17 protein-coding genes are annotated in these 23,715 nt (G+C 71.1%); 6 read left to right on the top strand and 11 right to left on the bottom strand.

The window, feature by feature from the left end; all coding sequences use genetic code 11:
- Positions 1-55: 55 nt before the first annotated feature.
- The 4 genes from VT50_RS08870 to VT50_RS08855 all read right to left on the bottom strand — a co-directional run bounded on the left by VT50_RS08870 (position 56) and on the right by VT50_RS08855 (position 5,696).
- Positions 56-1,603 carry a CoA-transferase gene (locus VT50_RS08870; protein WP_046088268.1) on the bottom strand — a complete coding sequence of 516 codons (1,548 nt, stop codon included), beginning with the start codon at positions 1,601-1,603 and terminating at the stop codon, positions 56-58.
- Complete coding sequence (locus VT50_RS08865) at positions 1,600-2,358, bottom strand: SDR family NAD(P)-dependent oxidoreductase (protein ID WP_046088267.1); 759 nt, start codon at positions 2,356-2,358, stop codon at positions 1,600-1,602. Before VT50_RS08865 ends, VT50_RS08870 begins: the two co-directional genes overlap by 4 nt.
- A 267-nt stretch (positions 2,359-2,625) precedes the next feature.
- Complete coding sequence (locus tag VT50_RS08860) at positions 2,626-4,716, bottom strand: SpoIIE family protein phosphatase (protein ID WP_053048684.1); 2,091 nt, start codon at positions 4,714-4,716, stop codon at positions 2,626-2,628.
- Between the two features lie 56 nt (positions 4,717-4,772).
- Positions 4,773-5,696 carry a LacI family DNA-binding transcriptional regulator gene (locus VT50_RS08855; RefSeq protein ID WP_240529092.1) on the bottom strand — a complete coding sequence of 308 codons (924 nt, stop codon included), beginning with the start codon at positions 5,694-5,696 and terminating at the stop codon, positions 4,773-4,775.
- Between VT50_RS08855 and VT50_RS39545 the strand changes: the two genes are divergently transcribed.
- The 3 genes from VT50_RS39545 to VT50_RS08845 all read left to right on the top strand — a co-directional run bounded on the left by VT50_RS39545 (position 5,695) and on the right by VT50_RS08845 (position 9,255).
- Entirely contained in the window at positions 5,695-5,949 is a 255-nt protein-coding gene (locus VT50_RS39545) for a hypothetical protein (protein ID WP_167396589.1), read from the top strand. The two genes, VT50_RS08855 and VT50_RS39545, sit on opposite strands and share 2 nt — an antisense overlap.
- Before the next feature lie 141 nt (positions 5,950-6,090).
- Entirely contained in the window at positions 6,091-7,596 is a 1,506-nt protein-coding gene (locus VT50_RS08850; protein ID WP_046088265.1) for an aldehyde dehydrogenase family protein, read from the top strand.
- A 45-nt stretch (positions 7,597-7,641) separates the two neighbouring features.
- A complete protein-coding gene (locus VT50_RS08845) occupies positions 7,642-9,255 on the top strand; it encodes a GMC family oxidoreductase (protein WP_046088264.1) in 1,614 nt (537 codons plus the stop codon).
- 96 nt (positions 9,256-9,351) lie between these two features.
- On the opposite strand, the gene VT50_RS08840 is transcribed toward VT50_RS08845, so the two are convergent.
- From VT50_RS08840 to VT50_RS08830, 4 genes are read right to left on the bottom strand one after another with little or no spacing between them, the layout of a single operon-like run.
- A complete protein-coding gene (locus VT50_RS08840; RefSeq protein ID WP_046088311.1) occupies positions 9,352-10,182 on the bottom strand; it encodes an aldo/keto reductase in 831 nt (276 codons plus the stop codon).
- A 5-nt stretch (positions 10,183-10,187) separates the two neighbouring features.
- Positions 10,188-10,322, bottom strand: a complete 135-nt coding sequence (locus VT50_RS40940; protein WP_276207298.1) for a hypothetical protein — start codon at positions 10,320-10,322, stop codon at positions 10,188-10,190.
- An 18-nt stretch (positions 10,323-10,340) separates the two neighbouring features.
- The gene (locus VT50_RS08835) at positions 10,341-12,557 is read right to left on the bottom strand and encodes an MFS transporter (RefSeq protein WP_143645196.1); all 2,217 of its coding nucleotides are present in this window, start codon (positions 12,555-12,557) and stop codon (positions 10,341-10,343) included.
- A gap of 36 nt (positions 12,558-12,593) precedes the next feature.
- On the bottom strand, positions 12,594-13,631 hold the full coding sequence (locus VT50_RS08830; protein WP_046088263.1) for a zinc-dependent alcohol dehydrogenase: 1,038 nt from the start codon (positions 13,629-13,631) through the stop codon (positions 12,594-12,596).
- A 165-nt stretch (positions 13,632-13,796) separates the two neighbouring features.
- On the opposite strand from VT50_RS08830, the gene VT50_RS08825 reads away from it, so the two are divergent.
- Positions 13,797-14,816, top strand: coding sequence for a LacI family DNA-binding transcriptional regulator (locus VT50_RS08825; protein ID WP_053048683.1), 1,020 nt, complete (start codon positions 13,797-13,799; stop codon positions 14,814-14,816).
- An 84-nt stretch (positions 14,817-14,900) separates the two neighbouring features.
- Here the strand turns inward: VT50_RS08825 and VT50_RS08820 are convergent, their stop codons facing one another.
- Complete coding sequence (locus VT50_RS08820; RefSeq protein ID WP_158083189.1) at positions 14,901-15,575, bottom strand: GntR family transcriptional regulator; 675 nt, start codon at positions 15,573-15,575, stop codon at positions 14,901-14,903.
- A 166-nt stretch (positions 15,576-15,741) separates the two neighbouring features.
- On the opposite strand from VT50_RS08820, the gene VT50_RS08815 reads away from it, so the two are divergent.
- On the top strand, positions 15,742-17,349 hold the full coding sequence (locus tag VT50_RS08815) for an AbgT family transporter (RefSeq protein WP_046088261.1): 1,608 nt from the start codon (positions 15,742-15,744) through the stop codon (positions 17,347-17,349).
- Between the two features lie 86 nt (positions 17,350-17,435).
- The gene (locus VT50_RS08810; RefSeq protein ID WP_046088260.1) at positions 17,436-18,515 is read left to right on the top strand and encodes an NAD/NADP octopine/nopaline dehydrogenase family protein; all 1,080 of its coding nucleotides are present in this window, start codon (positions 17,436-17,438) and stop codon (positions 18,513-18,515) included.
- 68 nt (positions 18,516-18,583) lie between these two features.
- Here the strand turns inward: VT50_RS08810 and VT50_RS08805 are convergent, their stop codons facing one another.
- Both VT50_RS08805 and VT50_RS08800 read right to left on the bottom strand, forming a co-directional pair.
- Complete coding sequence (locus VT50_RS08805) at positions 18,584-21,997, bottom strand: CARDB domain-containing protein (RefSeq protein ID WP_046087013.1); 3,414 nt, start codon at positions 21,995-21,997, stop codon at positions 18,584-18,586.
- A 302-nt stretch (positions 21,998-22,299) separates the two neighbouring features.
- On the bottom strand, positions 22,300-23,415 hold the full coding sequence (locus VT50_RS08800; protein ID WP_046087014.1) for a M24 family metallopeptidase: 1,116 nt from the start codon (positions 23,413-23,415) through the stop codon (positions 22,300-22,302).
- Between the last annotated feature and the right edge of the window lie 300 nt (positions 23,416-23,715).

Below are 23,715 nucleotides of genomic sequence, written 5' to 3'. Positions count from 1 at the left end.
CCGGTGGCGCTCAGGGACCGGGGGCTCGGGGCTCAGGGGCTCAGGGCTCAGGGGCTCAGGCGGTGAAGACATCGGGTGGCATCCGGCGCGGTGCGGGGTCGATCGCGGGGTCGAAGTCCATCTGGCCGAGGACATCGCGGTCCAGGTCGACGCCCGGTGCGGTCTCGATCAGTACGGGGCCCTCGTCGCGCAGTTCGAAGACGGCCCGTTCGGTGACGTAGAGGGCGCGCTGTCCCCGGCGCCGCGCGGCGGCGGCGTCGAAGGTGACGTGCGAGACCTCCTGGACGAACTTGCGCACCCGCCCCTCGGTGGCGATGAGCAGTGCGCCCGGTGTCACCGCAGCGCGCAGCCCCCGTGCGGTGAAGGTGCCGCAGAACACCACGGTGCTCGCGGCGTGGGCGATGTCGATGAAGCCGCCCGGCCCGACGACCGACGGGCCCACCTTGCTGACGTTGACGTTGCCGTGCCGGTCGGCCTCGGCCATGCCCAGGATCGCGACGTCGAGCATCCCGGTGGCGAAGAAGTCGAACTGCGAGAGCGAGGAGACCAGCGCGGCCGGATACCGGCTGAGGCCGAACAGCTCGCCGGTCTCCGGCACTCCGCCGACCGCGCCCTGTTCGATGACCAGGTGGACATCGGCCAGCCGGTGCTGTGCGGCGAGTACGTCGACGACACCGGCGCTCATGCCGAATCCCACGTTGAGCACGCACCCGGACGGCACCTCCAGCGCGGCCCGGCGGGCGACGACGTCCCGCGGCCCCGGAACCGCGGCCCGGGGTGCGGGCCTGGCCCCTCCGGCGGGGGCGGCCTGGCTGAAGGCCGGGTCGAACTCCCCCGCGTAGGTCTGCCACTGGCCGGGGCTGAGGACGCCGATGTCGACCAGCGGCCCCGGGACACTCACCGTGCGGGGATCCTGGGCGCCGACCGCGACCCGCCGCTTGACCTGGGCGATGATCCGGCCCCCGCAGCCACGGGCTGCCGCGGCCACCGCCTGGCTGTCCAGCGAGGCGGCCTCCTCGGCGCAGCTGACGTTGCCCAGCTCGTCCATGGAACTGCCGCGCACCAGGCCGATGTCGACGTGTACGGGGCGGTAGTGCAGGTACTCCACGCCGTCGATCTCGGCGAGCGTGACCAGGTCGTCGCGCGAGACGTCGTTGAGACGTCCGCCCTGGCGCCGTGGGTCGACGAAGGTGCCGAGGCCCACCTGTGAGAACACCCCCGGCCGGCGGGCGCCGCTCTCGCGCAGCAGGGCCGCGATGATCCCGGCGGGCAGCGCGTACGCCTCGATGGCGCCCGAGGCCGCGAGGGCCTGCATGCTCGGGGACCAGGACCAGTGGCCACCGATGACCCGGCGGACCAGGCCCTCGTGGGCCAGCCGGTTCAGACCGGTCTGCTGTCCGTCCCCGATGCCGAGGCCGTGGATGACGGTCAGGTCCCGCGGATGGCCGGTGGCCAGGAACCGCCGCTCGATGGCGGCGAGCACGTCGTCGGCCTCCAGGATGCCGCCGCCCGAGCCGGTCATGGCGACGGTGGCGCCGTCGGGGACGGTGGCCGCGGCCTCGGCGGCGCTCATCATGGCGGGGCCCGCGTGGGTGGCGGTCATGCGACGCTCATCCCTCCGTCGACGGTGACGACCGATCCGGTGGCGAAGGAGGAGTCGTCGCCGGCCAGGAAGGCGATGGCGGAGGCGATCTCGCCCGGCTCGGCGAGCCGGTTGAGCAGCTGGCGCCCCTCCAGATAGGCCCGGTAGGCCGCGGGGTCCGCCACATCGGCCTCGATCTTCGCGAAGTACGGGGAGTCGGTGGTGCCGGGCGCCACCGCGTTGACGCGCACGCCCGCGGCCGCGTGGTCCACCGCCATGGCCCGGGTGAGGCCGAGGACCGCGGACTTGGAGGCGCAGTACGCCGCCCGCCGGGCCATGCCGATCTGCCCGGCCACCGACGCGACGTTGACCACGGCGCCGGAGCCCTGGGCGACCATCCGTGGCAGGAGCGCCCGGCAGCCGAGGAAGACACCGGTGACATTGGTGGCGAACAGGGCCTCCCAGTCGGGCTGATCAGTGTCAAGGACCGTTCCCCTGATGCCATAGCCCGCGTTGTTGACCAGGACGTCCACCCCGCCGAGGCGATCCACCTGGGCGAGCACCGCATCCCATGCGGCGGCGCTGGCCACGTCACCGGCCACGACGGCCACGGGCCAGCCGTGGCCCTCGGCCTCCTCGGCGAGGGCTGCACACTCCCGCTCGTCGTTGGCCAGCACGATCTGCCGGGCGCCCGCACCGGCGAACAGGCGCACGGTGGCCAGGCCGATCCCCGAAGTGCCGCCGGTGACCACGCACACCTTGTGTTCCAGACTCATTTCGCCTCCTAGGAAACGCTTTCTCGCTGCGCTTCCCTTCACTGGTCGACCATCCGGGAGCTCACTTCCACTGCGGTGACCGTTCACACCCATCTACCTGGGACTTTTTAGCGAGACCTCGTCATGCCTCCACTCGACGCCACGATGCGGCGTCGGCCAAGCGGTGGTTCATTTGGCTGTAACCGTTTTCTAGCCTCATATGGAAAAGCCCGTCAACCCCGCGCACGAGACTTTTCCCCTAAGGGCCACCCGCGAGGGGGCCGGAGCTCAGCCGCCGGGAAGGGACTGCTCCGCCCAGATGGTCTTGCCGTCGCGGGTGTAGCGGGTCCCCCAGCGCCGGGTGAGCTGGGCGACCAGCAGCAGGCCGCGTCCGCCCTCGTCGAAGGTGCGGGCCCGGCGCAGATGGGGGGCGTTGATGCTGCCGTCGGACACTTCGCAGATCAGGCCCCGGTCGTGGATCACCCTCAGCCGGAACGGGGTCCTGGCGTGCCGGATGGCATTGGTGACCAGCTCGCTGACCACCAGCTCGGTCGTGAAGACCGCCTCCTCCAGCCCCCAGGCGAGCAGCCGGGCCGCGACCTCTCTGCGCACCGTGGCGACGACCGAGGGGTCCGCGGGCAGCTCCCAGGACGCGACCCGGTCCGCGCCCAGGGCCCGGGGGCGTGCGATGAGCAGGGCGATGTCATCGGCGGGGCGCTCGGGGACCAGCTCCTCCAGCACGGCGTCGCAGAGGTCGTCCAGTGACGCGGCGGGCCGGGTGAGCGCGTCCCGCAGGGCGTCGAGCCCCCGGTCGAGATCACGGCCCCGGGCGCCGAGCAGGCCGTTGGTGTAGAGCGCCAGGAGGCTGCCCTCGGCCAGTTCGACCTCGGTGCACTCGTACGGCAGCTCTCCCAGTCCGAGCGGTGGGCCGGCGGGAAGATCGATGAACTCCACGGTGCCGTCCGGGGCCACCACGGCCGGCGGCGGATGACCGGCGCGCGCCAGACAGCACCGGCGCGAGACCGGGTCGTAGACCGCGTAGAGACAGGTGGCTCCGGTGCCTCCGTCGTCCTCGGCACCCTCGCCCGCCCCGGTGTCCGCCACCGACTCGACGACCTGGGCGACCAGGTCGTCGAGATGGGTGAGCAACTCATCGGGGGGCAGGTCGATATCGGCCAGTGTCCGCACCGCCGTCCGCAGCCGTCCCATGCTGGCCGAGGCGTGCAGGCCGTGGCCCACCACATCGCCGACCACCAGCGCCGCCCGGGCGCCCGACAGCGGGATCACATCGAACCAGTCGCCGCCCACGCCGGTCAGCTCCCCGCCCGGAAGATAGCGGGAGGCGACCTCGACCGCCGACTGGCACGGCAGCCGCCGGGGCAGCAGGCTGCGCTGGAGAGCGATGGCGGTGCCGCGCTCGCGGGTGTAGCGGCGCGCGTTGTCCACACAGACGGCCGCCCGGCCGATGATCTCCTCGGCGAGCAGCAGATCGTCCGGCCCGAAGGGCTCCGGCCGCCGATGGCGCGTGACGACCACGACGCCGAGGGTGATGCCACGGGCGCGCATCGGCACCGCCATCACCGAGTGGGTCCCATGGGCGCGCGCCCGCTCGGCCCGCGGCGGGTCGTAGGCAGCCCACCGGTCGAAGGCCGCGTCCGTCGCCTTGTAGAGGATTCCGCGGCCCGCGGCCAGGCTTTCGGCGGCCGGGGTGCCCTCGGGATACGTGGCCATGGTCCCGACCGCGACCATCGGCTCCCGGTCGACGACGGAGCGATGTGCCCTGCGCCGCATGGTGATCGCACCGCTCAGGGTGCCGGGTCCTGGCTCCTCACCGCCTTCGAGAGCCACCAGGGTGTCGACACAGGTGAAGTCCCCCAGGCTGGGCACCAGAACGTCGACCAGCTCCTGCGCGGTGCGGGTGATGTCCAGCGTGGAGCCGATGCCGGTGCTCGCCTCGTTGATCAGCAGCAGCCGCTGCCGGGCCCGGTGCTGTTCGGTGCTGTCCCGCGCGGCCAGGAAGAGACGGTGCACCCGGCCGTCCCGGTCCTTCAGCGGGATCGCGGAGACCGACCAGAAGCACCGGGGGCTCCCGTCCGGGGTCCGCAACGACGCCTCGAAGTGCTGCGCCACACCGCTCTCCCGCGCCTGGCGCATGGCCGCGATGGCCCTGCCTCCCTCGCCCGGCCGGACGATCTCCGACACCGGCAGTCCGCGCGTACGGTCCTCGGAGAGCCCCAGCACCCGCGCCATCTCGGCGTTCGTCCGCACCAGCCGCAGATCGGTGTCACAGAGCGCGAGGGCGTCCGGAGACTGGGTGAAGGCCAGGCTCATGGAGGTCTCGTCGTATCGGGCGCCGGGCGTGGCGGCGGCTGCGGCCATCCCCGCTCACCTCACCTTCCTCCGCCCTGGACTCCGGAGACCGGAGAACCCTCAACTCATGCGCGCGAGCCCTTGGCCGGACCGGTGGAGGCGCGCTGCACGAAGGTCGCCGACAGCAGCGGCGGCTGCTCCGGCCGCTCACCGCGCAGACTGGCCTCCAGCATCAGCCACGCCTGCTCGCCCAGGGCCGCCTTGGGGCTGACGATGGTCGTCAGGGCGGGATCGGCGTACCGCGCCAGGGCGACATCGTCGAAGCCGGTCACCGAGACGTCCTCCGGCGTCCTCAGCCCCAGCTCGCGCAGGCGGGCGATGGCCCCGAGCGCGGCCAGGTCGTTGAAGGCGATCAGCGCCGTCGGATCGTGGCCCAGCGCCTCGTCGGTCGCCTCGTAACCGGCCTCGATGGTGGCGTCCGAGGCGACCATGACCGGCTCGAGGCCGAGGATACGCGCCTGCTGCACCGCCTTCCAGCGCTCACGGTTCTGCCATGCGCCCGGCGAACCGGCCAGATAGACCACGCGGCGGTGGCCGAGCGATGCCAGGTGCTGGCACAGCTCGAGCATCGGGGAGAAGTTGTCCACCGCGACCATGGGGAGGTCCACTCCGAGCTCGACCCGGTTGACCAGCACCGTCGGCACCCCGCGGGCCGCGAGGTCCCGCAGGCTGTCGGTCTCCATCCGGGCGGAGAGCACCATGAGGCCATCGACCCGGGAGAGCACATCGAGGCAGACGCCCAGCTCCTCACCGGGCTCCTGCCACTCGGTGACGAGCATGCGGTAGCCGTCGCGGGCCGCACCCACGTTGGTGGCCTTGATGATGCCGTGGAAGTAGGGGTTGGACAGGTCCGGCAGGACCACGCCCACGCTGCGGTGCATCCCCGAGGCAAGCCCCTGCGCCGCGCCGTTGGGCCGGTACTCCAGCTCCTGCGTGGCACGGCGCACCCGCTCCGCCATCTCCGGGTTGACCGTGAGCGAACCGCTCATGACCCGTGACACCGTGGCGACCGACACCCCGGCAGCATCCGCTACGTCCCTGATCGTGACGCGACGCCGCTCCTTCACCTACGCCTCCCCATCGCTCCCTCTCGCGGGAGCACGCCCGCGCTCCGCCGACCCGGTCGGCTCCTCCGCGGAGATCGTGGCACACCCGGTCGTGGCACAGCCGGCCGCGGCGGAGCGGCCCGCGCTCGCGAGCTGTGCTCACCCCCGCCGGACGGCGGCCGTCCCAGGGGCGTGAGCCCTGTCGTCCTCAGCTCGATCTCGGCGAGAAACCGTTTCCCGGATTGGCGAGGCAGTTTATCTTGTGAGCAGTTTACGCCGCTGTTACCGTGACGGCCAGCTCACCAGGATCTGAGTAAACGCTCTCTAGGAGGGCCCTATGACAGCCCCGGTCACCGGGCGCCCCGTTCGCAGCTACGGCGTCTTCATCGACGGTGCGGAGGTCCAGCCGTCGGAGGAGTTCATCGCCCGCGAGAACCCCGGCACCAAGGAGGTGGTCGCCCGGTTCACCCATGGCGGCCTCGACCAGGCACAGGCGGCCGTGGCCGCCGCGCGCCGCGCGTTCGACCAGGGCGACTGGCCGAACCGCTCGGGGCAGGAGCGTGCCGCGGTACTGCGCACCCTGGCCTCCCTCATCCGCCGCGACCAGGAGACACTGGCCCGCATCGACGCCGAGGAGTCGGGCAAGCCCATCCGGCTGGCCCGCGCTGACGTCGCCACCGGCATCGCGCTGACCGAATACGCCGCCGCCCTGGCGGTGACCAGCCACGGTCAGGTGCACACCAATCTCGGGGAGGGCTTCACCGGGCTGGTCACCCGTGAACCGTGCGGAGTGGTCGCCATGATCACCCCCTGGAACTTTCCGCTGCTGCTGCTCATGCAGAAGCTGCCGTTCGCCCTGGCGGCCGGGTGCACCGCCGTATGCAAGCCGTCCGAGCTGACCTCGGGCAGTACGCTGGAGATCGCGAAGCTCGCGGCCGAGGCGGGTCTTCCGAGCGGTGTGTTCAACGTGGTCACCGGACCCGGATCGACCGTGGGCCACCACTTGGCGCAGTCCGGGGACGTGGATGTGTTGTCGTTCACCGGCAGTACCGCGGTGGGCCGCTCCGTCGTCGAGGCGTCAGCGGGCAACCTCAAGAGGCTTTCGCTGGAGCTCGGCGGCAAGGCGGCCAGCGTGGTCTTCCCCGACGCCGACCTCGAGGACGCCGTCGACGGCGTGCTCTTCGCGGTGCTGTTCAACCAGGGCGAGTGCTGTGTGTCGGGAGCGCGCCTGCTGGTGCACCAGGACGTGGCCGACCGGTTCGTGCAGGCGCTGGTGGACCGGGTGAGCACGCTGCGGGTGGGGGCGCCGCTCGACGAGGACGCCGACATCGGGGCCCTGATCCACGCCGCTCACCTGGACAAGGTCCTCGCCTCCGTGGACGCCGCCCGGACCGAGGGCGCCCGGGTGGTGGCCGGAGGCACCCGGCTCACCTCGGACGGCCTGGACGCGGGCTACTTCATGGCTCCCACGATCATCGACCAGGTGTCGCCCACCTCCCGCCTGTTCCACGAGGAGGTCTTCGGACCGGTCCTGGCCATCAGCCGGTTCCGCACGGAGGACGAGGCGGTGGAACTCGCCAACGCCGTCGACTACGGGCTCGCCAACTCGGTGTGGAGCAAGAACATCGACACCGCGCTGGCCCTGGGCCGGCGGCTGCGCAGCGGCACGGTCTGGGTGAACACCACCATCGACGGCGCGCCCCAGCTGCCCGGCGGTGGTGTCAAGAGCAGCGGCTACGGCCGCGAGATGGGGCAGGCCGGGTTCGAGGAGTTCACCGAGGTGAAGACCGTCCAGATCCGGTCGGGCAAGCGCACACCGTTCTTCCGCGGCGGCGCCCAGTAGGGCAGGGGCAGCCGCCCACCGGAGACCGAAACCAGGAGTGTTGTTGTGGCACAGCAGGATGGCTCGTTCGACTACGTGATCGCGGGCGGGGGGACGGCGGGGTGTGTACTGGCGGCCCGGCTCAGCGCTGACGCCTCCGTACGGGTACTGCTCATCGAGGCGGGGCGCCCGGACCGGCACCCCTTCATCCATGTACCGGCCGGCTTCGCCAAGCTCACCGCGGGTCCCTATCAGTGGGGATTCGTCAGCGCACCCCAGCGGCACTGTGACGGACGGGAGATACCCCTGGCGCAGGGGAAGGTCATCGGCGGCGGTGGCTCGATCAACGCGCAGGTGTTCACCCGCGGTGTCGCCCAGGACTACGACGACTGGGCGGATGTCCACGGCTGCGAGGGCTGGTCCGCCAAGGAGGTGCGGAGGTACTTCGTGCGGTCCGAGCGCAACGAGCGGCTGTCCGGCCCGCTGCACGGCACCGAGGGCCCCCTCTCGGTGTCGGACCCGGTCAATCCGCATCCGCTGTCCCAGGCGTTCGTACGGGCGGGGCAGGAGTTCGGGCTGCCGTACAACAGCGACTTCAACGGCGCCGAGCAGTACGGGGTCGGGCTCTACCAGACGACCACCCGCCATGCGCGCCGGTGCAGTGCCGCGGTGGGCTATCTCCGCCCCGCCCGCGGCCGGAAGAACCTCGTGGTCACGACGGGCGCCCTGGTCAAGCGGGTGGTCACGGACCACGGCCGGGCCACCGGGATCGAGACCGTCGAGGGCGGTACGACGCGGCGCTACACCGCCCGTCGGGAGGTGATCGTGGCCGCGGGCGCGTTCGGCTCCCCGAAGATCCTCCAGCTGTCGGGCATCGGCGACCCGGCGGATCTGAAGCGGGCCGGTATCGAGGTCGTCCACGCACTGCCCGGCGTGGGCAAGAACCTCCAGGACCACTGCGATCTCGACATCGTCTACGAACTGACCTCCTACCAGAGCATGGACCGCTACGAGCGGCCCCTGCCCGCCACGGCCGCCGCCGCCCTGCAGTACGCGGCCTTCCGCCGCGGGCCGATGGCGTCCACCGTCGTGGAGGCGGGTGGCTTCGCCTACGGCAACGAACGGGAAACGACCCCGGACCTGCAATTCCACTTCCTTCCGGCCGCGGGGGTCGAGGCGGGGATCGCCGCGGTGCGCCGCGGCTACGGCTGCACCCTGAACTCCTACTTCCTCAGGCCGCGCAGCCGTGGCACGGTGCGGGTGACCGGGCCCGACCCGAGCCGGGCGCCCCTGATCGACCCCAACTACCTGGCCGACGACCACGACCTGGAAATGTCGGTCGAGGGGGTACGGCAGAGCCGCGAGATCATGGGACAGCCGTCGATGGCACCCCACATCAAGGCCGAGCACCTGGCCGGTGGCCGTCCGGTGCGCACCAAGGACGACTACATCGCCTTCGTCCGCGGACACGGGCGGACCGCGTACCACCCCGTCGGCACCTGTGCCATGGGGGTCTCGGACGAGTCGGTGGTCTCACCACGGCTGGAGGTGCACGGGGTGCGCGGACTGCGGGTGGTGGACTCCTCGGTCATGCCTCGTATCGTCAGTTCCAACACCCAGGCACCGACCGTGATGATCGCCGAACACGGCTCGGACATGATCGTCGAGGACGCCCGCTGACACGGTGCGGAAGCCCGCTGACACGGTACGAGCGATGGCGCCGGATCCGGGATCCGGCGCCATCGCCTTGCTGTGCGGAGTGCTGCCGTACGGGTGTCAGAACTCCTCGTGGGTGTCCGGGTCGCCGCCGAGCCGCCCGCGCTCCAGACCGCTCAGCGCGGCCATCTCCTCCGCGGTCAGCTCGAAGCCGAAGAGGTCCAGATTGGCGCGCTGGCGCTCGGGCGTGGCCGACTTGGCGATGGGGATCGCGCCCAGCTGGTGGTGCCAGCGCAGCACCACTTGGGCCGGTGTCACACCGTGGCTGCGGGCCAGCCCGGTCACCACGGGGTCGTCGAGGATGCCGCTCCCCCGGCCCAGCGGGCTCCAGCTGACGGTGGCGACGCCGCGCGCGGCATCGGCCTCCCGCTGCTCCGGCTGGGGAAAGCGCGGGTGCAGCTCGATCTGGTTGACCGAGGGCGTCACCCCGGTCTCCCCGCTCAGCCGGTCCAGCTGGGCCGGGGTGAAGTTGCTGACCCCGATCGACCGGATCCGCCCCTCGTCGCGGAGCTTGATCATGGCACGCCAGGAGTCGGCGTACGCGTCCAGGCGGGGCAGAGGCCAGTGGATCAGGTAGATGTCGACGTAGTCGACCCCGAGTCGCGCGGCCGACTCCTCGAAGGCCGCGAGGGTCCGCTCGTACCCCTGGTCCCGGCCGCGCAACTTGGTCATCAGGACCACCTCCTCCCGCGGCACCCCGCTCGTGGCGACGGCCCGGCCGACCTCGGCCTCGTTGCCGTAGCTGGCGGCGGTGTCGATCAGGCGGTAACCCGCCGCGATCGCCTCGCGCACCGCCGACTCGGCGCCGGATCCGGACAGGGGGTAGGTGCCGAACCCGGCGGCGGGGATCGACGCGCCGTCCGACAGCGCACGGCGGGGGACGGTATCCATATCCATCACAGCTCCTGATTCGTCGACATCACTTCGGCCGGGCTTCCGCCGGGGAGCGGACCGGCCACACCGGCACCGAGTACCACGGGCTCGCGGTGCCAGTCGGCGTCCTCGCCGGACTCGCGGTGGGCATGCGTCACCCGGGGGGGACTCCTGGGTCAGTCGGCCGGGACGGAGGCCGAGACGGAGGAGGCGAAGCCGGGCCCGCGCTTCTCCCGGAAGGCACGGACGCCCTCGGTCGCGTCGGGGCCGAGAAGGGTCTCATCGCACAGCTCGGCCAGTGCGGCACGCACGGCGGCCATTCCCTCGGTGCGCAGTCGCGCCGTGGTGAACCGCTTCGTACGGCGGATGGCGTCCCGGCTTCCCTCGGCGATCGTGAGGGCCAGGCGGTGCGCGGCATCGTCGACGAGATCGTCCCCGACGACCTCGTGGACCAGGCCGCAGCGCAGGGCGGTCCCCGAGTCGGCCGCCGCGGTGGTCAGCGCGAGCAGCCCGGCGGGCTTATGGGCCAGGGTGTACGGCGCGGCGGCGGCGAAGACGGTCGGCCAGACGCCGATCCGGGCTTCGGGAAGCCGGAAGGTGGCGCTCGTCCCGGCTACGGCGAGGTCGCTGACGAGGACGATCTCCGCGCCCCCGCCGATGGCGCCCGCGCGGACCGCGGAGATGACCGGCACCTCGCACCGCACGATCGCCTCCATCGCGGGGACCACCAGGCCGAGGAAGTAGTCGCGGGCCTCCCTGGCGGTGGACAGCCGGAGGAACTCGCCGATGTCGTTACCGGCGCAGAAGGCACGGTCCGAGCCGTGCAGCACGACCGCCCGCACCTGTGGGTCGGCGCTCGCCCGACGCACCGATTCGGCGAGGTCGGTCCAGCCCGTGGCATCCATCGCGTGCAGCTTCTCCGGCCGGCCGAAGGTGATGTGGATGACCGGGCCCCGCGTACGGGATTCCATGGCGTCCTCCAGACGGTTGTGGTGGGAGACAGCGCCTTCAGGACGAGCTCCCGGCTGATGCGGGTGCCTCCGCGCCCCGGTGTCCGCGATCGGTTCCCCCAGCTGATCGAGTGGTGTGAACGCGGTCTCCTTCGCGGTCACCGCCGAGAGCGCGGCGGCCACGGCGATGACGGCGGAGATGATCGCGACCGGCAGCCAGTTCTTCGGGTCGTCCGCGGTGAGCGCCAGGTACACGCTCGGCGCGAACCCGGCGGCGATCAGGCCGATCTGAATGCCCAGCGCCATACCGGTCTGCCGGACCTTGAGGTGGAACATCTCGGCGAAGAAGGCCGGGTAGCTGGCGTTGATCGCCGCATAGGCGAGGGTCACCGAGCAGAACCCGGTGAGGAACAGCAGCGGTGTCTCCCGCGCCTGGATGGCGGCGAAGTAGGCGAAGAGCGTGGCCGCACACCCCAGGTTGCCCGCGATGAACACGGGCTTGCGTCCGACCCGGTCGGCGAGCAGCGCGATCAGCGGTTGCGTGACCAAGGCACCGAGATGGCTGACGATCAGCACCCACAGCATCGTGCTCTCGGCGATGTCGTACTCCGTCGTGGCGAACGAGAGGGCGAATACCTTGATCACGGTGTCGATCGCGAACGCCAGCGAGCAGAGGACGACTCGCAGCACCGCCCCCCAGTGCGACCGGAAGACCTCCACTACGGGCACCCTGACGAGGGCGTTCTCCTCCCTCGCCGCGACGAACGCCTCCGGCTCGGCCAGTTTCGCGCGGATGATGAACCCGGCGGTCGTGACGAGCGCGCTGAGGAGGAACGGTATGCGCCAGCCCCAGGTGTACAGCTGCTCCTCCGGGAGCGCGGACACCGGGATGAAGACCAGTGTGGCGAGGACGAACCCGCCCACGATGCCGTTCGCCGACCAGCTCGTGAAGAGGGCCCGCCGGTGCGGTGGGGCCACCTCGATGGTCAGCACGGTCGCCGCGGCGGTCTCGCCGCCCACGGAGATCCCCTGCAGGATGCGCAGCGTCACCAGGAGGACCGGCGCCCACACACCGATGACGGAGTACGCGGGAAGACACCCCACCAGGAAGGTACAGGTCCCCATGAGCACCAGGATCGTCACGAGCACTCTCTTGCGGCCGAGGCGGTCACCGATGTGGCCGAGCAGGACCGCGCCCAGGGGACGGGCCGCGTAGGACACCGCGAAGGTGGCCATGGACGCGAGCGTCGCCACGCCTCCCGCCTCGGTGGGGAAGAAGACCCGCCCGAACACCAGCGCAGCGGCGAGGGCGTAGATGTAGTTGTCGTAGTACTCGAGTGTTCCGCCGGCCATGCTGGCCATCGCCGCGCGCGCGGGGCTGTTCCCGCGCCGGGCGGCAGGGGTGTTCCCGCGCCGGGCCACAGGGGTGGGAGGGGTGCGCACTGAGCTCTCCTTCGTCGCGGAGTCAGGGACGTTCGGTCAGCCGGTCGGCCCTTCGGCGCGGGGGACGACGAGGGCCTTGCCGCGCCCCATGCGTCCGCCGCCGATCCGGTCCAGGAGACCGGGGATCCGCTCGAGCCCCGTGGTGAGCTCGACGGGCACGGTGTCCAGGCCCTGGCCGATGACGAGCTGCGCCGCCACCCGCAGATCCGCCGTCGAGTAGCAGAAGGATCCGACCAGCGTCAGCTCGCGCCGCACCAGCTGGTCCGGTGGTGGCAGGTGGTCGTCGTGGGAGAGCCCGACGACGCAGACCGTGCCGCCGTCGCGTACGGCGTCGAGCGCGGCCCGCACGGTCGCGGCCCGCCCGACGGTGTCGATGACGGCGTCCAGTCCGCGGTCGGGCCACCCGCCCGCGGCCACGGCCGCCGCCCCGGTCCGCGCGATCGCGGTGCGCCTGGTCTCGTCGCTCTCCAGCACGGTGCGGTCCGCGCCCCGCCGGCGTGCCTCGACCACGCTCGCCATGCCGATCGGTCCGCCACCGATCACGCCCAGCCGGTCGCCGTCCGCGACACCCGCCCGAGCGACCGCGTGGACCCCCACGGCGAGGGGCTCGACCAGGCCCAGTGCGCGTGGGTCGGCTCCCGGGACGGGGACGAGCTGTGCGGCGGGGACGTCGACGGTCCGCTGGAACCCGCCGTCGAGATCGACACCCATGAGGCGGCGGCCGGCGCACCGGGCGCGGTGTCCCCGTCCGCAGTGCGCACAGGTCCCGCAGGAGACATTGGGATCCACCGCCACGAGGTCATGGATCGCGACGCCCGCCGCCCCGACGCCCGCCACATCGTCGGCCCGGGCGATGACCCGGCCGCCGAACTCATGGCCCAGCACGGTGCCGGGGCGGCCCCGTGCGGCCTGACCGCTCCACACGGCGATGTCCGTGCCGCACACCCCGGCACTCGTGACCCGCACCCGCACCGCTCCGGGGCCGAGCGGGCCGGGCGGCGTCCGCTCCTCGGCGCGCGCATGTCGGGGCCCGTCCCACACGATCGCCGTATGGACGGCGGCTTCGTCGCTCACTCATCGCTCCTGTCGGGAGTGTGGAAAACGTTCGCTGTAGAAACCAAAACCCCTGTAAATACCGTGGGGAACGTTTTCCGCAAGTTACGCAGTGTGGGAAACTGATGTCAACAGACCCGACGTGGCGAAAGACAACGGCGGAACACGAAGCGGAGGGGGTCGACGGTGGCGACACTGCGCGATGTGGCGGAGCTGGCGAAGGTGTCGGTCACAACGGCGTCGCGCGTCCTCAACGGGGCCGATGAGAGTCATCCCGTCTCGTCGGGGGTGCGCGCCTCGGTCATCTCCGCCGCGGCGACGCTCGGCTACCGGCGCAGCGCCGCGGGACGGGCACTCAAGAACGGTCACAGCAATCTCATCGGCGTCGTCGCGAGCGACATCCTGGACCCGTACTTCGCCGAGATGATCAGGGGCATCGAGATCGCCGCCGCGGAGTGCGGCCATGTGACCGTCCTCGCGAACGCCAACCGCGACCCCCACCAGGAGCGCACCAAGTTCCAGGTCCTCCGCGAGCACGGGGCGTCCGGCATCGTCTTCTGCGGCAGCGACATCGAAGGCTCGCCCGGCACGGCGGACCTGGCCCGTGAGGTCAACCGGGCGGTGGGCGAGGGCACCCGGGTCGTGAGCCTCGCACCGCGCGGCTTCGTATCGACCGAGATCATCGTGGACAACGAGGCGACCGCGTACGCCCTCACCCAGCACATGCTCGACCTGGGGTACCGCGACATCGCCTTCGCCGGAGGGCTCCCCGGACTGACCGCGGCCGAGCTGCGCATCCGGGGATACCAGCGCGCCATGTACGAGTGCGGCCGACTGCCGCGCGTCGTCGGCCGGAACGGCATGAGCCAGATGACCGGCCGCGAGGCGACCCAGCAGCTGCTCCGTGCCCCCGACCCACCCGACTCGATCATCTGCACCAACGACGAGACCGCGATCGGCTCGCTCGCGGCCATCTGGCAGGCGGGGCTGCGCATCCCCGACGACATCGCGATCGCGGGTATCGGTGGAACGGCCACGGGCCGCGTCTTCGATCTGACGACGATCGAGCTTCCCCTGGCCGAGCTGGGCCGACTCGCGGTCGATTACATCGTGCGCAAGCCCGACGAGCCGCCGACCGCGCCCGACTGCGCACTCCGCGAGGGCAGGACCACGCGGGCCACCCGGGCGGTGCGCGACTCCGTCTAGGCCCGTGTTCAGCGGAGCGGGCCATGCGGCCTTGTCGTGTTCGCGCGTCGCCGCCGACAGCCGCCGCCCCGTCTCCTCGGCGTCCTACCGTGCCGGAGTCTCGGTCCCTCCGGAGAGCAGGGTGTTCAGCATGTACTGGCGCGAGCGCTCGATGCCATCGAGGGCGATCTGTCTGATCTCCTCCTCCGAGCCGCTTCTGTCCGAGCCCCTTCTGATCGCCTCGACCAGCCGTCCGTGGTTGACGCTGACATAAGGGGGGCGGCCGAGTTCACCCCGGAGGTTGAGGAAGCGTTCGATCTCTTCGTGCAGCGTGTTGATCATTGGAATCATCAGCGACACGCGCGCGACTTCGGCGATCGCCACATGCAGCAGCCGGTTCGCCTCGTTCAGGTCGGGACGTGAGGCGTCCGCCGCCACGGTCGCCGCGCTGAGGGCGTCCAGTCGGTCCAGGTCCTCGGCCCCGGCGCGCTGGGAGGCGAGCACGGCCGCTTCCGGTTCGAGGAGCCGTCGCAGCCGATAGGTGTCCTGGAGGTCACCGAGGTCCGTCGGCTTGACGAAGGTGCCGCGCCGCGGGACGACGACCACCAGGCCCTCCCTGCGCAGCGCGTTGATGGCCTCGCGCACCGGGGTCTTGCTCATGCCGTAGCGCTCGGCGAGCCACGCCTCGATGATGACGTCGCCCGGGCGGAGGCGGCATCGGATGATGTCGCGCTTGAGGGATGCGTACGCCTGCTGCGCCATCGACGATCCCGAACTCACGGCACGGCTCCTCTTCAAGCGCGGTGTGGCTTCAAACGCGGTGTGGCGGTCCTCGCCAGCAGGCGGCCCACCTGCGCGAAGACCTGTTGACATCCTCCTTCCGGAGCGTATCATCCCTGTGAAATATCACAGGGATTGCACGCCTCCCGACCTGATAAGGCCCCAGATGACGCACCTTCGAAGCAGCAGCCCACCCGTGGACGGCTCCATGAACCGGCTGTTCCGCGCTCTCAGCGCCCTGGAGCGGGCGGGAAACCGGCTCCCCCATCCGTTCTGGCTCTTCTGGATCTTCGTGGCGCTGCTCGGTGTGCTCAGTGCCGTACTGGCCGGGGTGGGCGTGTCCGTCACCCTGCCGTCGACAGGGGACTCCGTCGCGGTCAAGAGCCTGCTCTCGCTGCGGGGAGCCAAGTTCGCCGCGGAGTCCGCGCTGGACAACTTCGCCGGGTTCGCGCCGCTTTCGGTCGTGGTGGTGGTTCTTCTCGGCGTCAGCGTCACCGAGAAGAGCGGCCTGCTCACCGCGCTTCTCCGCGTCACGATCGGCCGTCTGCCCGTCTCCTGGCTGACCTTCTCCATCGCGTTCGGCTCGATGATCGCGCACATCATGAGCGACTCGGCCTACATCGTGATGATCCCGCTGGGCGCGCTGGCCTTCCGGACCGTGGGCCGCAGCCCGGTGCTCGGGCTGATGGTGGCCTACGCGTCCACGGCCATCGGCTTCAACGCCAGCCCGCTGGTGACCCCGGCCGACGCGGTCAGATCGTCCCTGGCGGCCGAGGCCGCGCACACGGTCGATCCGGACTACGTCATCACTCCGGTGGCCACCTACTTCTTCACCGCGGTCTCATCGGTGTTCCTCGCCGCCGTCATCGCCCTCACGGTCGACCGCGTGCTGGCCCGACGGCCCGAGTTCATACCGACGCCCGAGGACGACGCCGCCGCCGACAGGCTCTTCAACACCGGCGCCCAGGGCGAGGCGCCCCAGCACGGCGGCCCGGCCGGCGACGCCCTCTCCTCGTTCACACTGAGCGCCGTCGAGAAACGCGCCATGAGGCTGTCCGGCGCGGTGCTCGGGCTCTATGTGCTGGCCGTGTCCGCGCTCCTGCTGCCCGGGTCCCCGTTCCGCGGCGAGGGCGGCAGCATCGTCCAGTCCGTGGTCGTGGTGAACATCGCCGTGTTCATCTCGCTGCTGTTCGCGATCCTCGGCATCGTCTACGGCAGGCAGGTGGGCACCATCCCCTCGCTGTCGGCCGTTCCGTCCGCCATGGCCGACGGGGTGAAGTCCTTCGTCCCCGTGATCGTGCTGTTCTTCGTGGTCGCGCAGTTCCTCGCCTACTTCACCTGGACCGGGATCAGCAATGTGATCACGGTCGAGGGCGCCCGGCTGCTGAAGTCCCTGGACGCGCCCCACCTCATCATCCTGCTCGTGATCATCCTGGCCATCAGCGCACTGAACATCATCATCAGCAGCGGCTCGGCGATGTGGTCCATCCTCGCCCCCGTCGTGGTCCCCCTGGCGATGTACATCGGGCTCTCCCCCCAGGCGGCGATGGTCTCCTTCATGATCGGGGACTCGGTCACCAACACCACGCCCATGAACGCCTACTTCGTGCTGGCCCTGGGCTTCCTCCAGCAGTTCCGGAAGGGCGCGGGCATCGGGACCATGCTGTCCTTCACAGTGCCCGTGGCGCTCGCCGTACTCGTCTCGTGGTCGTCCCTCTTCGCCCTCTGGTACGCCCTGGGAATTCCGCTCGGCCCGGGTGTGCCCGTCAGATGACGCCGCCGCCCCCTCAGCCACTCCCGCACGGCTCGGCACCGCCGGGCCCACTCCCCCACCCCATCGACACGGAAGAGTCACGCACTATGGGCAGCATCGCCATCCTCGGCGCGGGCAACGTCGGCCAGGCAATCGGTGGCCACATGTCCCTCAACGGACACGACGTACGGATCTTCGACAGGTGGGGCCGCGACCTCGAACCGATCAGGGCCAACGACGGCATCGGCATGACCGGAGACGTGGAGGGCCACGGCACCCCCTCGGTGCTGACGACCGACCTCGGCCAGGCCGTCGGCGGCGCCGAGGTGGTCATCGTCGCCGCGCCCGCCTTCGCCCACGCCTATCTGTCCAAGGAGCTCGCGTCCGTCCTCGAGCCGGACCAGCTCGTGCTGTTCCAGCCGGGTGTGCTCGGCAGCGGCGTCGAGCTCGCGCGCCTGTTCACGCTCGCCGGGCGGCAGCCCTGCCTCATCGCCGAGACCCCCACCAGCCTGTACACCTGCCGGCTGCGCCGCCCCGCGCAGGTCTACATCGGGGCGATCAAGCACGCCGTCCCGCTGGCCGCCGTACCCGGCGCGGACACACCGCGGGCCCTCGGCATCCTGCGCGCGTACGTCGGCGACCGGTACGTGCCCGGCGGGGACACCCTGACCGTCGGGCTCAACAACTGCAACCCCATCTACCACGTCCCGCCGGCGGTGCTGAACTTCAAGACGGTCGAGGACGCCGACGGCCACCCGCTGCACAGCCTGGTGACCCCGCGCATCGCCGAGGTCATCGACGCCCTGGACCGCGAACGCCTGGCCCTGGCGGACGCCCTCGGGGTGAAGGCGGCCAGCTTCTGGGACTTCCTCGGCACCGCGTACGAAGTGACCGAGGGCAGCTTCGTCGAGCGCATCGTGCAGGGCTACGGCCGTCAGGGGTTCCCCGAACCCGACTCGGTCAAGCACCGGTACTTCACCGAGGACATCCCCTTCGGGCTGGTCACCTGGAGTTCGCTGGCCGCGCAGATCGGACTGCCGCTGCCCCTGACCGATTCGTTCGTCGCCCTGGGTACCGCCCTGTGCGGACAGGACTTCGTGGCGGGCGGCCGTACGGCGCGGACACTGGGCCTGCTCGGCTCCGATGTCGACGGCATCCGCGCCGCGTTCATCGACGGGGCGGTGTAGGAGCCGCCCGCCGCCCCGGAAGGCAGCGCGCCTTCCGGGGCGGCGGGCGGACGCGCGGTCCGCCGCGGTCAATCGCGCGGTGCGGAGGACCTGTTCGGGGTGCCGTTGATCACGAACTGTGAGCCGGGCTCCTTCACCACGTCGCCCTCGGCCGAGCCGGTGATCGTCACGTTCGTCAGCGTGGCGTCGCCGCGTGCCCCGCCCATCGCGAGGATCCCGGACCCGTTGTTGGACTTGTCGATGGTGACGTTCTCGATCTGGACGCCGGGCATCGCGCCGCCGCCCGTCTTGAACTGGATGCCGTCGTAGGTGGAGTCGTGGATGTCGGTGTCGCGGATCGTGACCCCCGGGATGTCCTGCCCCTGCGCGAACAGGGTGATCGCGCCGAACTCCTGCGCCTCGCCCCAGAACGCGCCGCCCGTGCGGTACAGGCCGTTGTTGGCGATGAGGGTCTTGCCGGAGAAGGGCAGCGGGTCGTGGTCCGTGGCCAGCATGATCCCCGGATAGTTCATGGTGTCGGAGACCAGGTTGTTCTCGATCGTGTTGCCGTAGCCGCCGTAGACCGCGATGCCGTTGGCCCGCCAGGGCAGTTGGATGGTGTTGTTGCGGAAGTGGTTGTCGTGGCCGATGTCCGTCGAGGTGTCCTTCACATACTTGTTGGCCCAGACGGCGAGCGCGTCATCGCCGGTGTTGCGGAACGAGGAGTTGAACACGGTGGAGTTGCGGGTGCCGTTGGTGAAGTTGACGCCGTCGGCATAGGTGTCGCGGATCCGTACGCCACTGAACTCGAGGCCGTCGCCCGGCCCCCACAGCGCGGGGATGTTGGAGTAGTCGCGGCCGACCCAGGCGCCGACGTTGGCGTGCTCGATCCAGACGTTGGTGATCTTGGTGTTCTCGCCGAAACGGCCGTTGAGCCCGACACCGCCCTCGGCGCCGCCGTCACCCCCGCGGATGGTGCCGGAGCCGAAGATGGCGATGTCCGAGATCTTGGTGTTGTCGTCGATGTCGAAGCCGAAGTTGCCCTCGTGGGGGTGGTTGATGCCGCCCGCCTCCTGGGGCGGGATGAGCGAGTAGAGCTGGGAGTGCCACATCCCGGCGCCGCGGATGGTGACGTCCCGGATCCCCATCTGGTTGTACTGGCCCTGGTTCTGCGGGTCGTCGGTGAGGATCTTCTTCTCCTGGCGCCACTGGCCCGCGGGGATCCAGACGCAGGGGATCGCGCCCTCCTGGTCCGCGGTGACGGCGCGCTGGATGGCGTCCGCGTCGTCGATGCCGTCGTTGGGCACGGCCCCGTAGTCGGTGATGGAGGAGCATTCGGCGGGCTTGGTGGCCGGTGCCGCGACCTGTTCCAGATCGATCAGGTCGATGATGTAGAAGGCCGCGTCGTCACCGGCGTCCCGCTGGAGCCGGAACTCGGTCCCCGGCGGGTAGGTGTCGGTGAGCAGGGCGTGGGACTCGTCGAACAGCCGCCGGGCGTCGCCGCCGGGCCGGTTGGTCAGGCCCTCCGGGTCATCGGTCGTGCCGTAGAGCCAGCTGTGCTTGGAGGACAGGGTGAGTTTGCGGACGAAGGTGCCGTCCGCGTAGAGGCTGACGGTCGCCTCCCGGCCGCCGCCGCCCGCCGCGTCCGGGATCGAGTTGCGGACCACGATCGAGTTGGACGGTGTGGTGGAGGTGAACTCCACGTACTGGCCGGTGGTGTCGAGCCGGACCGATGCGCGCCCGGAGGACTCGGTGGCGAAGTTGGTGTGCCCGAAGGTGCGCTTGGCGTCCGTCTTCAGCAGGGTGCCGTCGTACCGGCCGTCCTCCGCCTCGTACTCGGTGTACGGCACGGCGGCGCCGCGTCCGACGACCAGGGAGCGGGCGAAGGTGTTGTTGTCCTCGTTGGTCTCGGCGACGGTGCCGGTGGCGTCCGCGGTCGCGGTGAGCGTCGCTCCGCCGCTGGTGGCGGTCCATTCGCCGCCGATGGCCACGGTGGCCGTGCCACCGGCCTGGATGGCTCCCGCCGTGCCGTTCAGCGTGGTCCCGCCGACGGTGAGCCGGGTGACCGTTCCGGCGGGCACCGCGCTGGTGCCCCTGTTGTGCACCGCGACGGTGAAGGTGACCTTGGCGCCGACGGCCGGGCTGGCGGGGTTGGTGGTGATGCCGGTGACCTCCAGGTCCGGTCCGGGGGCCTGGCCGATGACCAGCTTCGAGGCGGCGTTGCGGCTGTTGTTGGTGTTGTCGAGCTCGGCCACCGCGTCGGCCGGGTCGACGACGGCGGAGACGGTGTAGCTGCCCATGGGCCGCTTGCCGACCTTGACCGGCACCTTCTGCGAGGCGCCCGGTTCGAGCGCGCCGACCGTGCCGCTGCCCGCGACCGTGCCCTCGAGGCTGACGTTCACCGTGGTGGCGGGCGCGGCGGCGGTCCCGGCGTTGCGGACCGTCGCCTCGACGGTGACCGCGTCCGCCTCGGAGGGCGACTGGGGCGACCAGAGGAGGTCGGTGACGGTCAGATCGGGGGCGGGCGCGGCCGTTCCGACGACCTCGAACTCGGCGACCTGACCGCCGCCGGCGCCGGTGTTGCCGGAGAACTGCAGCCGTACGTCCGCGTACCGGCCGGTGACCGGGATGGTCACCGCGTTCTGGTTCTGCGACGGGCTGAAGGTGTAGTCGGCCCGGTCCTTCAGCGAGGTGAAGCCGGACGCCCCGACCGGCCGTCCCAGCACCTGGATGCTCTGCGACCGGGTGGACCAGACGGGATCGGGGTTGAGCTTGACCACGACGCCGGTCAGCTCGGCATCGGCGCCGAGCTTCGCGGTCAGCGTCGCGGACTGGCCGCCCGCCTCCCAGTAGGTCGCGGTGCTGCCGTCATTGGCGTTGCTCGCGACGTAGTCCTGGGTGGTCGAGGACGCCTCGATCGGCTTGCGCAGGGCCAGATTGGTGCCCGCGGGCGGGTTTCCCGGGGGCTCCCCGGCGGCCTCCCCGCGCACCTCGACCTCGGAGAGCTGGGCGGCGTCCCAGCCCGTGTTGCCGGTCACCCGTATCCGTACGTACCGCGCCTCGGCCGTGACGTCGAGCGCCACGGTGTTGCCGGTGGACGGCGAGAAGTCCTTGCGCACCTCCGGAACGACGGTGGTGAAGTCCTGGCCGTCGGCGCCGGTCTGGACCGTCACGGCCTCGGTGCGGGGCTCCCACGACGCGGGGAGCTTCAGCACCACCGCGTCGATGTCCGTCCTGCTCCCGAGGTCGATCCGCACCCACTGGGGGAACGAGCCCTCGGGGCCCTCCCAGTACGAGGCCTGGCTGCCGTCGGTGACATTGCTCGCCGGATGGGAGCCGTGTGCCCCGCTGGCCGTCACCGGCCTGCCCAGCGCCAGATTCACACCCTCTGCGGCCTGGGCTCCCGCTGCGGCATGGGCTGTCACGGGCAGCAGCCCGACCGTGAGCAGACCCGCCGTCACGAGCCCGGCGGCTAACCGCCGACCGCGATGTCTTCTTCTCATGAGGCCTTCTCGTTTCCTTCCCCTGAGCGCGCGCGACCGGCGGCCCCGCCACCCGCCGCCCACCGATGCGCGGGGCATCCCGGGGCGGCGGGCGCGGAGGCGTGAGGGACTGGTGCGCCTGGCGGACGATGACGGTGTTCAGCAGGCCCAGGCGGTGCCGCGGTGGTGCCGAGCCAGCCGCAGTACGAGAGTTGAGCGATTTCGTCTATCTTTTGCAGCGATGCTTTGACAGATTTCTACCGCTCATCGACTTTGTCAACGTCCTGGTACACCGCGGTACGTGATCGCCGCGACTGGGGAGGTCAGGGCAGGACGACCAGCTCGCGGCTGATGCGGTTGAGCCGTTCACCGCCGTCGTCGGTGCAGATGACGATGTCCTCGATGCGGGCGCCGAACCGGTCGGGAAGATAGATGCCCGGCTCGACGGAGAAGGCCATACCGGGCTCCAGCGGCAGGGCGGAGCCCGCCACGATGTAGGGCTCCTCGTGGGTCTCCAGGCCGATGCCATGACCGGTGCGGTGGATGAAGTGCGGCCCGAAGCCCGCGTCGGCGATGACGTCCCGGCCGATCGCGTCCAGTCGCTCGGCGGTGATCCCGGGCCGCACCGCGTCGGTCTGGGCGCGCTGGGCGGTCAGCAGCACCTCGTACAGCCGCCGGTACTCCGCCGACGGCTCGCCGACGACGTAATCGCGGGTGGAGTCGGAGCAGTAGCCGTCCTCGGTGGTCCCGCCGATGTCGACCACCACGGGGTCACCGGGCAGGATCACCCGGTCCGACAGCTCATGGTGAGGACTTGCGCTGTGGGGTCCGGAGCCCACGATGACGAAGTCGACCCGTACATGGCCCTCGGTCACGATGGCCTCCGCGATGTCCCGCCCGACCTCGCGTTCGGTGCGCCCGGCGCGCAGCCACTCGCCCATGCGGGCGTGCACCCGGTCGATGGCCGCGCCCGCCCGGCGCAGCGCCTCGGCCTCGGCCCCGGTCTTGCGGATCCGCAGCCCGCCGAGCACCTCTCCGGCGAGCGCCTGGTCGGTGTCGGGCAGTACGGTGCGGAAGGCGACGACCTTCTCGGCCCACATGTGGTTGTCGACGCCGACCCGGGCCGTACCGGCGGGCAGCCTGGCCGCGACGAGGGCGTAGGGATCCTCGGTCTCGGCCCATCCGGTGATCTCGATGCCGAGGTTCCCGGCCGGGGACGCGAGCGCGGCGGGCCGCTCCAACTCGGGCACCAGGAGGAAGGGTTCGCCCTCCACGGGGAGCACGAGGCAGGTGAGCCGCTCCAGCGGCAGGGCGTGATAACCCGTCAGATAGCGCAGATCGGCGCCGGGGCTGATGAGCAGCGCGCCCAGACCCGCGTCGGCGGCGGCCTCCCGGGCGCGCTCCAGTCGGTCGGCGGGGTAGAGATCGGTGGGGGTCACGGGAGTTCTCCATCCTGGTGTCGGGCCGGGGTGAGGCGGCGGGCCGGACCGTCCTCGAGCGGCCGGGGCCCGGTCGGGGCCCCTTCACGGCCTCAGCCTCCACAGAGTGCGGGCCAGCGGCAACCGGATAAGGGCGCTGGCCGCACCGGCCGCACTCCCCGCGCCCGGCCCCCTCTCGGCCACCTCGATGCACCGAAAGATGGCCGAAATCCCGGACCTATCACGTTTAAACATCCCTGCCACCTACAACGAGAACGGACATTGCACATATTGGCGGCGCAATCGGCCCGGTGTGGCTAA

Origin of the sequence: Streptomyces antioxidans (assembly GCF_000968685.2) — a bacterium.
GTDB lineage: Bacteria > Actinomycetota > Actinomycetes > Streptomycetales > Streptomycetaceae > Streptomyces > Streptomyces antioxidans.
The sequence above is the reverse complement of the archived record's forward strand: the minus strand, read 5'-3'. Positions and strand labels throughout refer to the sequence as shown.

Bases quoted from the DNA above. Each gene is read 5' to 3' on its own strand.
- VT50_RS08805 (WP_046087013.1), bottom strand. From the start codon at position 21,997: ATGAGAAGAAGACATCGCGGTCGGCGGTTAGCCGCCGGGCTCGTGACG.
- VT50_RS08860 (WP_053048684.1), bottom strand. From the start codon at position 4,716: ATGGCCGCAGCCGCCGCCACGCCCGGCGCCCGATACGACGAGACCTCC.
- VT50_RS08840 (WP_046088311.1), bottom strand. From the start codon at position 10,182: ATGGATACCGTCCCCCGCCGTGCGCTGTCGGACGGCGCGTCGATCCCC.
- VT50_RS08850 (WP_046088265.1), top strand. From the start codon at position 6,091: ATGACAGCCCCGGTCACCGGGCGCCCCGTTCGCAGCTACGGCGTCTTC.
- VT50_RS08855 (WP_240529092.1), bottom strand. From the start codon at position 5,696: ATGAGCGGTTCGCTCACGGTCAACCCGGAGATGGCGGAGCGGGTGCGC.
- VT50_RS08810 (WP_046088260.1), top strand. From the start codon at position 17,436: ATGGGCAGCATCGCCATCCTCGGCGCGGGCAACGTCGGCCAGGCAATC.
- VT50_RS08865 (WP_046088267.1), bottom strand. From the start codon at position 2,358: ATGAGTCTGGAACACAAGGTGTGCGTGGTCACCGGCGGCACTTCGGGG.
- VT50_RS08870 (WP_046088268.1), bottom strand. From the start codon at position 1,603: ATGACCGCCACCCACGCGGGCCCCGCCATGATGAGCGCCGCCGAGGCC.
- VT50_RS08815 (WP_046088261.1), top strand. From the start codon at position 15,742: ATGACGCACCTTCGAAGCAGCAGCCCACCCGTGGACGGCTCCATGAAC.
- VT50_RS39545 (WP_167396589.1), top strand. From the start codon at position 5,695: ATGACCCGTGACACCGTGGCGACCGACACCCCGGCAGCATCCGCTACG.